Annotated in this window: 9 protein-coding genes and 5 pseudogenes; 8 read left to right on the top strand and 6 right to left on the bottom strand. The window is 59.8% G+C overall.

What is annotated here, in order from left to right:
* Window positions 1-83: 83 nt before the first annotated feature.
* Complete coding sequence (locus tag RX327_RS32295; RefSeq protein ID WP_317248262.1) at window positions 84-1,046, bottom strand: class I SAM-dependent methyltransferase; 963 nt, start codon at window positions 1,044-1,046, stop codon at window positions 84-86.
* Between the two features lie 673 nt (window positions 1,047-1,719).
* Here RX327_RS32295 and RX327_RS32290 point away from each other — a divergent pair.
* Window positions 1,720-2,889: an alpha-hydroxy acid oxidase gene (locus tag RX327_RS32290; protein WP_317248261.1), complete on the top strand. Its 1,170-nt coding sequence runs from the start codon at window positions 1,720-1,722 to the stop codon at window positions 2,887-2,889.
* A gap of 271 nt (window positions 2,890-3,160) precedes the next feature.
* Here RX327_RS32290 and RX327_RS32285 read toward each other — a convergent pair.
* Both RX327_RS32285 and RX327_RS32280 read right to left on the bottom strand, forming a co-directional pair.
* Window positions 3,161-3,636, bottom strand: a pseudogene (locus RX327_RS32285) (transposase); the annotation flags it as partial.
* Between the two features lie 73 nt (window positions 3,637-3,709).
* Window positions 3,710-3,826 (bottom strand): annotated as a pseudogene (locus RX327_RS32280) (IS110 family transposase); the annotation flags it as partial.
* Window positions 3,827-4,168: 342 nt separating this feature from the next.
* On the opposite strand from RX327_RS32280, the pseudogene RX327_RS32275 reads away from it, so the two are divergent.
* The 6 genes and pseudogenes from RX327_RS32275 to istA all read left to right on the top strand — a co-directional run.
* Window positions 4,169-4,397, top strand: a pseudogene (locus RX327_RS32275) (transposase); the annotation flags it as partial.
* A 688-nt stretch (window positions 4,398-5,085) separates the two neighbouring features.
* On the top strand, window positions 5,086-6,258 hold the full coding sequence (locus tag RX327_RS32270) for an amidohydrolase family protein (protein WP_317251367.1): 1,173 nt from the start codon (window positions 5,086-5,088) through the stop codon (window positions 6,256-6,258).
* Window positions 6,255-6,692: a Rieske (2Fe-2S) protein gene (locus RX327_RS32265; protein WP_317248260.1), complete on the top strand. Its 438-nt coding sequence runs from the start codon at window positions 6,255-6,257 to the stop codon at window positions 6,690-6,692. Before RX327_RS32270 ends, RX327_RS32265 begins: the two co-directional genes overlap by 4 nt.
* A 430-nt stretch (window positions 6,693-7,122) precedes the next feature.
* Window positions 7,123-7,533 (top strand): hypothetical protein, encoded by a 411-nt coding sequence (locus tag RX327_RS32260; RefSeq protein ID WP_317248259.1) that lies wholly within the window; start codon window positions 7,123-7,125, stop codon window positions 7,531-7,533.
* 141 nt (window positions 7,534-7,674) lie between these two features.
* The gene (locus tag RX327_RS32255) at window positions 7,675-7,926 is read left to right on the top strand and encodes a 2Fe-2S iron-sulfur cluster-binding protein (protein ID WP_317248258.1); all 252 of its coding nucleotides are present in this window, start codon (window positions 7,675-7,677) and stop codon (window positions 7,924-7,926) included.
* A gap of 589 nt (window positions 7,927-8,515) precedes the next feature.
* Window positions 8,516-9,258, top strand: a pseudogene (gene istA / locus RX327_RS32250) (IS21 family transposase); the annotation flags it as partial.
* Between the two features lie 18 nt (window positions 9,259-9,276).
* Here the strand turns inward: istA and RX327_RS32245 are convergent.
* From RX327_RS32245 to RX327_RS32235, 3 genes and pseudogenes are all read right to left on the bottom strand, one after another.
* On the bottom strand, window positions 9,277-9,648 hold the full coding sequence (locus RX327_RS32245) for a hypothetical protein (protein ID WP_317248257.1): 372 nt from the start codon (window positions 9,646-9,648) through the stop codon (window positions 9,277-9,279).
* Between the two features lie 207 nt (window positions 9,649-9,855).
* On the bottom strand, window positions 9,856-10,242 hold the full coding sequence (locus tag RX327_RS32240) for a hypothetical protein (RefSeq protein WP_317248256.1): 387 nt from the start codon (window positions 10,240-10,242) through the stop codon (window positions 9,856-9,858).
* Between the two features lie 359 nt (window positions 10,243-10,601).
* Window positions 10,602-10,857, bottom strand: a pseudogene (locus tag RX327_RS32235) (hypothetical protein); the annotation flags it as partial.
* A gap of 390 nt (window positions 10,858-11,247) precedes the next feature.
* Between RX327_RS32235 and RX327_RS32230 the strand changes: the two are divergent.
* A complete protein-coding gene (locus tag RX327_RS32230) occupies window positions 11,248-12,024 on the top strand; it encodes a class II aldolase/adducin family protein (protein WP_317248255.1) in 777 nt (258 codons plus the stop codon).
* Window positions 12,025-12,498: the final 474 nt, after the last annotated feature.

The raw sequence follows: 12,498 nt of genomic DNA, 5'->3' as shown, positions 1-12,498 counted from the left end.
CTTTACGATCGCTGGGGCTGCATTTCCTTGCGTTGCGCGGGATCAATTTCGCCGCGCTACGGTCGCCGTTAGCGTCCACCGGCTTAACGCCGCCCGAGGGTAAACACCATTTGCGAGAGCCGGGCGAAGGGGGTGCGCGCAAACTCGAAGGCGGCGAAGCTCGCCCGCAATAACGGATTCAGCGGATGATGGTACGGCGGACGTTGCGCCGAGATTTCGATGAGGCCCAATCGGCGCATGGCGCCGAGCACTGACACGCTCCAGTACCCTGGGCTTTGAATATATGAGAACGACACGACGCCAAGACCACTTTGTTTCGCCAAGTCCGTAAAGCTCTGGCGGTTGAACAGTACGAAATGACGCGGCGTGTGATAGCCGGCCCACGAACAATGCCGGAACAGCCGCGCATCAAGCGCGTCGAAGTTTGGTGTCTGGATCAACACGCGGCCGTGAGCCGTGAGGAGCCCTTCGATACGGCGCAATACGAGCGCGGGGTCGCGTACATGCTCGATCAACCCGAGCGCTAGCACCAGATCAAAGCGTCGATCGGTCTCGAACTGCTCGATACGGCCGAGATGATAGGCATGTCCGCGTGCAACCGCCTGAGCTTGTGCGCCCTCGTCCAGATCGACACATTGCGTGAAGCCCACCCGCGATGAACAGGACTTGATTTGGTCGAGCATCCAACCGCTGCCGCTGCCGATATCCAGGACGCTAAGCCGATCGCCGGGGATGGAGGCCAGCACTTTCAATACACGCCGGTCGAGCGACCGCTGACGGAGTACGATACCCAGTTTTTTGGGCGCGTAGGAATAATAAGTCTTCGGATAGATCTCTTCGAGACGATCCCACAGCATGGGGACGATGAACAGGACATCGCACCTCTGGCATTTGTGGAAAGAGTAGGTGCGGTCGGACGTATGATACTCGATGTCGTGGGCATCGGCGTACCAGGTCGTGTCGGTGCAGCCTTTGATCGGGCATGCCGGTGACGAGCTATCCTTCGTCACCAGCGCCCCCGACCGGTCGTCGTCGATCTTAGCCATCCCATTCATTGGCCGCCTCCAGCTCAAAGTCTTGGTGCATGCTCCGAAAAAATGTGCGGCGGTCTTCTAAAAATGCAAACTCTCGAGCTTGACCGGAGGTCCATGCTCACTCAAGGAGCTTCTAACTGACTTCAGCCTCGTCATCTCCTCCAAAAACTGGTAGAGCCCAGGTTTTTGCAGCGCGACCGAACTTGTACCACCTAGAATTAACTGTTTAGTCTCAAGCTTTGATGGTGCATTCTTATCGCACTATGGGACTAGTATTACAGTTGGTGCGCCGGGCTGGATGGACACAGGCATGATGCGTAATCAGCTGCAGGTTCAGCGGCGAGTCTGGGTGTGAGCACCGACGAGGTTGTTGCACGTCTCGGCGACAGACAGCCCGCCAAACGCTTCGTCAAAAAGGCTGGCGGATGAAGCTGACGATTTCAGCTACCTCATCGTCCGGGCTAAGATACCGTTGAAATTCATCGGAAAAGGCCATTTGAGCGCGAGATCTAGACGCCAATATGCAGCTCGTGCACTAATCGATATTTTGAAATCTCTACACTCAGGCTCAAGGACAAACATAAGGTGTTGCGGCCGGTTCGTAGCTATTTGTTGGACAACCTGCTACGATAAGACACCCGTGAACATGGAAAATTGGGTAATCGCTCGAGGGGAACGGAAAACGATGAACGAAGTGGTGAATATTGACGACCTGCGCAAACTGGCAAAGAAACGGCTGCCCAAAGCCGCCTACGATTTCATCGAGGGCGGTACCGATGACGAGATCGGGCTGATTACCAACGAGCAAGCGTTCCGCCACGCGCGCATTGTGCCGAGGTACTTGATCGATGTCAGCGTACGCGACCAGTCGGCGATGCTCTTCGGCCGCACTTATTCCACTCCAATCGGCATCGCGCCGACTGGACTGGCAGGCGTGTTCCGCCGTGGCGCTGACGTGATGCTGGCAGAGGCGGCGCGGGACGCGAACGTGCCGTTTATCATGTCTGGCGCTAGCACGGGCTCGATCGAGGACCTCGGCAGGTTGGCACCCGACCACGGCTGGTACCAACTCTACTCGGCCAAGGACCCGTCGATTTCTGACGATATGATCAAGCGGGCGGCTGACGCCGGGCTCAAGACTCTGGTTTTCACTGTCGATGTGCCGGAAAGCTCCAACCGCGAGCGCAATATCCGGAATGGCTGGGAGTGGCCGCCAAAGCCGACCTGGAAGACCCAGTTCGAAGCGCTGCGCCATCCAGCCTGGATGATGCAGTGGCTGCAGCACGGTAGTCCTCGTTTCGACAATTGGGCCAAGTACGCCGGTCCCAAGGCTAGCGCGGAAGAGGTTGCTAATCTCGTCGCCAACAACTCAAAGGCGCCTATGACCTGGAAGAATGTGGAGCGCTATCGTAAGCTGTGGAAGGGCAATTTCGTGCTCAAGGGAATAATGCACCCCGATGATGCGGTCCGCACGCACTCGCTTGGCGTGGACGGCATCATCGTGTCCAACCACGGCGCGCGGCAGCTCGACAATGCGCCGTCGCCGCTGGAGGTGCTGCCCGCGATCCGCGACGCTGTGGGCGACAAAATGACGGTGATGCTCGACGGCGGCATCCGCCGCGGCCTCGACGTGCTGATCGCCATCTGCATGGGCGCCAAGTTCGTCTTCCAAGGCCGGCCGACTCTCTACGGCGTGACCGCCGGTGGAGTGGCCGGCGCAGCCAAGGCGCTGGCGATCTTCCGTCGTGAGATCGACATCAGCATGGCCCAAATCGGAGCCACCAAGCTCAGCGATCTCGGTCCGCATTTCCTGATGTGGAAACACGAGGAGGATTTGCGCCGCAACCGGCGCTGAAGGGATTCAGTGATCGACTGCTATCTCGGCCTCGGCGGCCGCTATTGTGTAATGGGCCGAAACGGCGAGGTTTTAATTAGGCCCAAGCCCGCCTAGCGGTAGCGTGCGACACTGGGCAACAAGCTCATTGATAGTCATGCGTCGAGAGGGCTTGTGAAGAGGCAGAGCTGGCTGAAGTGTCCCTGGACGAAATCGGCGGTGATCTGAGGTTCACGAACAAAATAGTATCAGTGCAAGCAAGCCAAGATTGACTAAGAGTCTGACTCAAAATTCATGACTTGATGTCGGCCAATCTGGCGATGCGGCGTCGGCAGTTGTCGAGTTGACGCAACAAGGAGCCATGCTTCAGCCGAGGTGACGGAGGCCTCCCAATCGTTGTCAAGACGGCAGCGGTTGAGCCATGCCAACGTGCGTTCGACGACCCAGCGTCGGGCAACAATAACGAAGCCTTTTGCGTCATCCCGGCGTTTAACAATTTCAATCGTCGATTTTCCTGAGCGCGTTTTCAAACTTTTCGCCGGCATAGCCGCCGTCAGCAAACAAGTGTGAAATAGTCGGGGGCCTCCGCGCGATTTCAACCAGGGCTTCATTGATCAAATCCAGCATCCCACTGTCGCGCAGACCGTAAAAATAGTACTGGACCGTCGTGAAGGGAGGAAAATCCTTTGGCAAAAGCGCCCATTGGTATCCCGTCGTCGCAATGTACTGGATTGCATCCCATACCGATCGCATGCAAGTCTTGCGCGGGATCGTGCCCCGAGGCGTGGTGTAGCTGAGCGGAGTTCACCACGTTCGCCGGCAGGGGCCGGATAGCTCAGCTGGCGATCGCCTTCACCTGCAACGGATTGGCGATAGTCACCCGCGCCACGAATGGCGTCAGCACCCGCGACACCGCCATGCTATTTCCAGTCGCCTCGATCACCACTTCATCACTGGCCAGAAGGGTCTTGCCAAACCCTCCAGCGCAGTCCGCATCATATCAATGCGGCCCGCACGTCGGAGCTGCTCTCCTCCCAAAACACCATCACTTCGAAAGTTCGGTGGACATCGATGCCAATCACCCGTCGCATTCGCAGCTCCTGTCAGATACATGACGGAGAACTACGGATTCGCGCTCACGGCGCAACCGGGCGAGTCGCAGAGGCGGCCAGCTACTAACACGAGCTCTCGGCTCATCGTGTGTATCGGCCTGCCCGCACCTTCGTGCTCCCGGTGCCTCTGTCCCGATGGTCGCACCATACGCCACGATGTCGAACACCGCAGCGGAACGTTGGCACCGAGAACTCTCATACCGGTTACCAATCCGCTCGAACGGGTCAATGGCGAGATCAAGCGCCGCACCGAAGTGGTCGGCATCTTCCCCAATGAAGACGCCATCGACGCCTCGTCGGTGCGATCCTGCTCGACCAGAACGACGAATGGGCCGTCCAGCGCGCCCGCCCCATGACGAAACTATCGCGCCGTTGAGCGATGACCCCGCTGTCAGCTTCCCGGCTATCGGCAGCTGAGCTATCCGGCTCCTGCCGGCGAACGTGGTGAACTCCGCTCAGCTACACCACGCCACGGGGCGCGATCTTTCCCCATCTGCCGTACATGCGCTCCGTGATATATCGTTTGCCGTTTTCCAGGCATTAAATTTCTTTCAGGCATTTGATTTTCGCCTGCCGATTTGGACCCCGCACGCGCCAGAGAAATTCGCTGCCGTCCTCCACGAGCGTCATCTCGGAGACCCGCAGAAGGCAAGAGCCTTCTGCCAGGTTGGCCATGGTGGCGCGACGATTGTGCGGAGCGCTCCGAGCAGCAAAAAGTTGAGCACAACATGGGCTTCGCTCGCTCTGCTTCCCGAAGCGCAGGCATTATAGCGCTCACCGGTTTTCACGACGAAGTTCTGCGCCGACTTGGGTAAGTTTGGCGAATTTGTGCGCCCCGAAACAGAACGTGGCGCTTTTCTTTTTAAGTAGGGTGCTAAGTTTTAGCCTGTGGTCGGAGAGTGGCCGACAAATGTGACGCGATGCACGGGCAGCGAAGGAATGAGCGTGCGCCAGCGGCGCAGAACTTCTTGCGCGGCAGTTCTCGTGCGAGCGTGACGTTCAGGAGAGGCCGCAGGCGCGGTTCAGACAACGATGATCCAATTCTGGTCAGCCGGAACGCGCTTGGCTTTGTCAATATCTGGTTTGAAATCCCCCAGTGGATTCAATGATCGAGGAGTGTGAGAAAATGATCGAGGAATGTGAGAAAACGCTTGTTCAAAGCAAGCGCGTGGCGAGCGACGGAATGATAGTTGTCGATTGTGATGTCCACGTCAATGATCTTCCGGAGTTCTTGGCTCCTCATTGCGAAATGCCTTGGCGCAAGTCGCTCGAGATCCTCGGTAAGACTCCGCGGCGCTATTTGGATATTCCAGGATACGCGCCCGCCTTCAACCAGATTCCGCCGATCCCAGGCGGCCATTCGACTAAGAGCGTCAACACCCCGCGAGCAATGCGTCACGAACTTGATGCGTTGGGCATCGACTACGGCATCCTGCTGCCGGATCATCTGCTGCTTTTTGCGACACTGCCAAATATCGAATATGCGACGGCCCTCTCGCATGCCTATAATCGCTGGCTCGTGGCGGAATGGATAGGGGAAGGCAGCGGTCTCTACGGCGCGATCATGGCATGCCCGCAGAATCCCGAAGATTCGGCTAGAGAGATCGAGAGCTATGCCGGCACGCCCGGCATCTGTGCCGTTTACCTCCCCACTGCCGGGGTCGACCCGCTGTGGGGCGCTCGCCGCTACGATCCGATCCTTGCAGCGGCGGAGGCGGCTGACCTGCCAGTGATCTTGCACAGCGTCACGGTGGTATCGCCGGTGTTTCCTGCACAGCTCCACCAGTTCGAAAATCACTGGGGCCGCCAGGTGATTGGCCATGTATTCTCGATGATGGCGAACCTGGTCAGCATCATGCATACCGGTGTCCCTGTCCGTTACCCGAAGTTGAAGATCGTCTTCACCGAAGCTGGTGTTTCCTGGGTGCCTTGCGCGATGTGGCGCATGGACCGGTATCATCAGGAATTTCGTCGCACGGTGCCGTTTCTTGAGGAGCGGCCGAGCGAATACATGCGCCGCCAGATGTGGTTTGCTACACAGCCGCTGGATGAGCCGGTCAATCCGAAACATCTAGTCGAGACGATGGAGCATTATGGCGGCGCCGATCGTACGCTATTTGCCTCAGACTGGCCGCATCACGACTTCGACCATCCGCGGGGCCTAGCGAAGCTTCCTCTGACACAGGAGCAGCGCCGCAAGATCATGGGTGAGAACGCGCTCAGCCTTTTCAAGTTTCCTATGCCAAAAAGGCTTACGAAGGAGGTGCAGCCGGTATGAGCGACGGTCGAGAGATGGCTGAACGCGCAAGTGAAGCCGAGACAAAGTCGCAGCAGCCTGCGCCGACTCCGGTCGATTATCCTGTCGGGCAGGCCAGTGACTTTCCTCCCGGTTCGCACAAGATCGTTCAGGTCCGCACGCAGGAAGTCGGAGTGTTCAACGTCAAAGGCGACTTGCATGCTGTCATCAACGTTTGCCCGCATCAATACGGGCCGATATGCGATGGCCCTTTGGGCGGCGAGATGAGGTGCAATGCCAGCACGGGTTGGAAATTTCAATGGAGTCGGGATGGCGAGATTCTCGTCTGTCCGTGGCACGGTCTCGAGTTCGACTTGACCACGGGGCGTTGTCTGGCAGTAAAGGAGATGCGCCTGCGCAAATGTAAGGTAGACGTGGTCGAAGGCCAGGTGCGTGTGAGCTTGGTCAGCGGCTGACGCCGCCGCGTCCACCGCAAGTTAGATCCGGCCTACCGTCGATGGCAGGCCGTCAGCAGGGGGAGAATGACCACGGACAGAAGTCCAGCACGTGGATCCACGACGGCGCGGGTTACGAAGGCATGGTCCCGCACCGTCCAGCATGCGGATCTTCGATCTTGCTCAGTTTAGGTATGAGCGCATGCATCCAGAGATTTGGCGAACTCAGGCGCTGAGTTATCAAAAGCGAGGCTCTGCTGAACAGCAGATAGGATCAGCGCTCATCGGTAAAGGTGCCGACGCCGATTCTATGGGAATGGGGCCCGACTACCGGCGACGTGGCGCTGAAGAACAATCGCTAATGAGGCTGAATTGCCGAAACCCAGCGGCGGACACCTTTACGGCCGCGAAGAACGTCTGACCAACCTGCCGGTCGCCATTGGGAGCAATCATGTTCGTGGTCATAGTCGAGTCCCAGGTTGATGCCGAGGAGCGGTCCGGCAGGACGGCCTATCTCGCGAAGTTCGAATACGGTGCCGGCGGGGCTGTCGGCGAAGTCCCTGGTCTCGAGGTACTTAATCACGAAAATCGCCGCGCTTTGGCGATGCTGGCGAGGCCGAACGAATTGTTCTTGGCACGGCGCTGGTGGCGGATCGGCAACGAGGACGGCGGCGGCGAGGTGCTTTTCACTGTCGACCATCACGGCAACGTCATTCCGCTCGAGCACAGCGAGGCGGAGGCGCTGCTCGTCGACGGGGGAGCTCGGAGCTTGGCAACTCTCGGGCGCCGCACGCCGCCCGGGAACGTTTTCTGCCGGCCAACGTCGCTGTCAGGGCAGTATGTGCGAGCGCCTCTGAAGTGATATTGATATTGTACGCCAAGCCGCTTTCGTCGCAGGGGGCTTTCGCGACTATCCGCAAGAGATTTGAGCTAATGCCCCTCATCCACTACGTAGCCGCAGACGGGATCCGAAGCTCTCTCGATATTGAGGACGGTACCAGTGATGCACGGCGCCGTGTTCAACGGCGTCGAAGGTATAGTGGGGGAATGTGGTGGCAACGCGATGTGCGCGACTTGTCATGTTTACGTCGACGAAAAAGATCTCGACCGGATGGAAGCGATGGATGACCTAGAGAACGCGATGCTCGATTCCACAGCCCGTCCGCGACGGGCAAACAGCCGGCTATCGTGCCAGATCAAGGTGAGCGCCGAGCTCGGGGGCCTGACCATGAACATACCTGAGAACCAATATTGACACGCAGGCATGCGGACCTCGCCGGGCTACAGCGGTCAGCCGCTCGGATGTATGCGGGAGCACAGGGCGATTGTCTCGCGGCGGGAACGCGGCCCATCTGCCGCGCGACTAGCGCTGGCCACATGGTCCGCGCAGCACGCACGCCGGACGGAAGTGCCGGCACACGCTGGCGCTTCTAATGATGGCAGCAGCGGCCCCGGGCGCGACAGGGTCCAATACCTTTACTGATCGTAACGCGGGGGTTAGGTGCAACGCGAATGACTTTGCAGATGTCCCTCGCACTTGACGTCTACAACGGTCCGCACGCCCCTAGTGTCTGGGTAGCAATAACACCGCAGTGGTTATCATGGCCACAGCACTATGCCGGAGTACGCGGCCTCGGGAGGCACCCATCATTTCTGCCTGAGCGTCGGTAGCAGATTAGTCGCGTCTGCTGATTCCCGTCGAAATCGCCCACGATTCCCAATTGAAATCGCCTACCGTTCCGAGATGAAATCGCCTGGGGTGAAGCGGCCTCTTCTGGCTCCGATAGGTCCCCTCCTTTCGGCGCTTGGAAGGAGTGGATCGGATGCCGATGGGGAGGCTTGCGATGCACTATGTGCGCGAGGTGATGAGATTAAAGGCGGCGCGGCTTTCGATCCGGGAGATCGGGCGGCGGGTCGGGCCGTCCCCTCAACGGTGCGGCTGACGATCAAGCGCTTCCAGGCGGCGGGGCTGAGCTGGCCGCTTGCGGACGAGTTGCGGATACGGTTCTGGAGGAGCGGCTGTTTGCAGGCGCCGGAGCCACACCAGGCCAGAGGCGGCGCGCGGAGCCGGACTGGGCGGCCATTCACCGCGAGCTCAAGCGCAAGCATGTGACGCCGTCGATGGGAGGAATACATCGCCAGCGAGCCGCATGGCTATCGCTATAGCCGGTTCTGTGAGCTCTACCGGGCCTGGGAAGGCCGGCTGTCGGCGACGATGCGCCAGTCGCATGCAGCCGGCGACAAGCTGTTCGTCGATTATGCGGGCGACGGCGTGCCGGTGGTGATCGACCGGTTTACCGGCGAGCGGCGCACCGCGCAGATCTTCGTCGCGGTGCTCGGCGCATCGAGCTTCACCTGCGCGCAGGCGACCTGGACGCAGGGGCTCGCCGACTGGATCGATGGCCACGTCGGCGCCTTCGAGGCGATCGGCGGCGTGCCGGCACTGCTGGTGCCGGACAACACCAAGGTCGCCGTGATCAAGGCCTGCCTGTACGATCCGCAGATCAACCGCAGCTACGCCGAGATGGCGGCACATTGCGGCGCGGCCATTCTGCCGGCGCGACCGCGCCGTCCGCGCGACGAGGCGATTGCTTCATACTGCACCTCATTCTGGTGATTGCACGGTCATCGATGTTGTCCGCGGTGGGCGCGAGCGGCGGCCGCCACGGCCCTTGAGGATAATCGTATGAGAGGCGATCTCCCAGAGGCCACGGTTGAGGCTGTCGGCGAAATATTTTTTGATGAGCCCATGGCGGCCCCACGCGTGCACGGTGGTCTTGGCGACGGCGAACTTTGCGGCGACCTCGCGGGTTGTAAGCATGCCACGTCGGCGCCGGCGCTCGTATCGACTAGCCAGTTTATAGGCACCGCGAATGAAGGCGACCTTCTTCAGGTTGAAGGACTTGCCTTCCCAGGTACGCCATCCATCACGGTTCAAGATGTCGGAAATTTCGCGATCGCAATGCTGATCGAGCAATCGGTGGACAGCCGCGACAATCTCGGGCTTGAACTTGCGCAGGCGCAGTGGGCAGCGGCCCTTCGAGTTCTAATGTCCGCGGGGCCCCGCGGGAGATATGGGCGGTGATCTTTTGTACCTTGATCAAGGTCACGTCATCGATAAGCACGCAAAATTCGTTTGCGCTCACGACAGTCGATGCCGTGGGTCGCTCCAGATTTGCGGCAGCTACTCGGCAAGACCGAGTATACGTTGACGAGCCTCGACGCTGAGCGTCGAGGCCTGCTGTTTGCTGCGGCGCTCGTATTCCGCGGCAGCTTCGTTATGCAGACGCAGCTTATCGTTCCATTCGGCCTCAAACGTATCGGCGACGAGACGGTTGTCGGGATCTACCTTCATATAGTGTCGCCGGGCAATCTCGGCATCGTAGCGCAATCGCTCGACGTGCTGGCGACGCGCGGTATCTGCTTCGTGAACCCGCATCTCAAGCTCTCGCTCAACTTCCAGAGTAACAGCGAGCGTCATCGGCGTCATCATCTCGATCAGCAGCGCCGCGACGGCCGTATCGACGACCTTGCCATGCACGGTTTGAAAGGTCTTTCCAGCACGGCGCACCGCAGTCTCCTGGCAGACATAGGTCGGGACTGTGCTGCCCGTGCTCGCGGCTGTAGCGCATGCCCATGCTTTCGCCGCACAAGCCACATAGCATGCGTCCCTGGAACAACGCCGGTCCCTCGCGCGCCGGCCCGGACAGCCGTTCGCCGCCGAAGGCGCCGGCATTGTCGGCAAGGCGCATCTGCGATAAAATGCGAAGCATCCCCCTCGTCGCGCGCGGCTAAAGTGGCAGGCCCTCGGCACTCCAAGGAGCACGGGCGAAGACGCGGCGGACCATCGGCTCGAACGCCGCGAGCGGCAACGTATCGTAGTTTGGGTCGAAGGACGTTTGGTCCCATTTGGCGCAGAACTCAACCGTTTTCTCGAAGGCGGGGTGGCCGCGGAACCGGTCGCGTCATCACCTCGCGCTCCGGCAGGTGACCGTGACGGACGACGCGCTGGTGGCCGTGCGCGGTCTTCAAATCGGCATGCTTGCCGGGAAAGTCCGCGACTCCGGCCTCGACCGCCGGGGCTAAGGGCGCGTGCTCCGTTGCGCAAGACTTCTGTGAGTTGATCGGCGACGTTTCCTGGCTGAATCAGCTCTATGCGGCAAAGTGTGGGCACGCGAGCGCGCATAACGGTTGCCTTTGAGGCCGGCCGCGACGGCTTTTGGCTGGCGCATTGGCTGCGGGCGCCTAGCGTCGAGGCCTTCATCATCCACTCCACGAGCGTCGCTGTGCCATGCGAGCACCGACGGGCCAAAACCGATCGGCTCGACACTGAGCATTTGAAGCGTCGCTTTGCCGTTCGAAACAGGTCATGTGATTAACTCTTGAGGCTTTTAGGTGCTGACGCTCTGCTAGCCCGAGCTTTTCGAGAAATCCTGCGAAGTTTTGGCTTATTTGCAGTTCGGCTGCGCCGAATGAAATAAACTCGATAGCCTTGTCGATTAGTTGCTTGATAGCGTAGCCCCGGAAGTTGATCGCCAGCTCTCACCGAGGGGCCAGGCACAGAGGGAGCACGCGCATGGGGTCTAGGGTTTCGCAAAAATCTCTGCAGGAGAGCTGCAGCGCCGAGGAATGGCAGGCGCGGGTCGATCTCGCGGCCGCGCATCGGCTCGCTTTCATCCAAGGCTTCTCCGAGGGTATCTACAATCATCTTACCTTCGTGGTGCCCGGCTGCAGCGACCGCTACTATCAGATCCCGTTCGGGATGCATTGGTCGGAGGTGACGGCGTCCTCCATCATGGAGGTCGGCATCGACGACGCCGAGGTGAAGCGCGGCGAGGGCGACGTCGAGCGCTCCTGCTATTGCATCCACGCGCCGATCCACAAGGCGCTGTCACATGCGAAAGCAGTGTTCCATACTCACATGCCGTTCGCCAGTGCGCTGACCAGGCTCGAAGATCCGCGCATCAAGGAGATCGGCCAGACCGAGGTCACGCTGTCGGAAGCGATCGCCTATGATGATAGCTACACGGGTCCTGCGCTCGATCCCGCCGAAGGCGTGCGGCTCGCCAAGGTGATCGGCAACAAGACCGTACTGTTCATGGCCAATCACGGCATCTCGACCGTCGGCGAGACCATCGCTGCGGCCTACGACAAGCTCTTCTACATCGAGCGTGCCGCGATGACGCAGATCTACGCGATGTGGACGCACCAGCCGCTGAAGCAGTTGCCGCCGCACATAGTCGAAAAGACTAAGGGGGGGGGGTACCGCTACAACGGACCGACCTCGGCGCAGCGCCACTTCGATGCGCTGAAGCGGATGCTCGATCGCAAGGAGCCGGATTACGCGACCTAGCCGGGCATTGTAGATTCCATGGGGCGGTGAGCCTGGCCTTTCCGATAGGTTTGAGTACTTGAACCATCGGAGAAGTCAGATGCAAGCATCGACCAGAGGCATGCCCACCGCCGGCTGTTGTGGCACTGTTGCGATCGAACTGAGTCAGAGGACGTGGCTAGTGACGTTGCATAGCCTGGACCGGGACCGGATTTCGCGCCACAAGCTCGCAGGGGCGATCACGCCGAACTCCTGGCGTTGATCGAGTAAACCTCGACCGGGCGGCGGAGAAGCTCGGATCGGCGCCGCGTGATGAGCTGCTACGAAGACGGCTTTTGGCTGCGTCGGCGATTGGAAGTCCGATCCGCCTTGCTTGCCCCGTCCATCGGCGAGCTCTCCTCACAGGAATGGGTGTCGAGATAGAATGTGGCCGATACTGGGGCGGCAATCTGCGTGATCATCAGTACGATTCGTTCTGAAATTCCCGACCAGCGG

The organism is Bradyrhizobium sp. BEA-2-5, assembly GCF_032918025.1.
GTDB lineage: Bacteria > Pseudomonadota > Alphaproteobacteria > Rhizobiales > Xanthobacteraceae > Bradyrhizobium > Bradyrhizobium pachyrhizi.
The sequence above is the reverse complement of the archived record's forward strand: the minus strand, read 5'-3'. Positions and strand labels throughout refer to the sequence as shown.

Coding starts and splice junctions, on each gene's coding strand:
- RX327_RS32290 (WP_317248261.1), top strand. CDS start 1,720: ATGAACGAAGTGGTGAATATTGACGACCTGCGCAAACTGGCAAAGAAA.
- RX327_RS32295 (WP_317248262.1), bottom strand. CDS start 1,046: ATGGCTAAGATCGACGACGACCGGTCGGGGGCGCTGGTGACGAAGGAT.
- RX327_RS32260 (WP_317248259.1), top strand. CDS start 7,123: ATGTTCGTGGTCATAGTCGAGTCCCAGGTTGATGCCGAGGAGCGGTCC.
- RX327_RS32230 (WP_317248255.1), top strand. CDS start 11,248: ATGGGGTCTAGGGTTTCGCAAAAATCTCTGCAGGAGAGCTGCAGCGCC.
- RX327_RS32265 (WP_317248260.1), top strand. CDS start 6,255: ATGAGCGACGGTCGAGAGATGGCTGAACGCGCAAGTGAAGCCGAGACA.
- RX327_RS32270 (WP_317251367.1), top strand. CDS start 5,086: ATGATCGAGGAGTGTGAGAAAATGATCGAGGAATGTGAGAAAACGCTT.
- RX327_RS32255 (WP_317248258.1), top strand. CDS start 7,675: ATGCACGGCGCCGTGTTCAACGGCGTCGAAGGTATAGTGGGGGAATGT.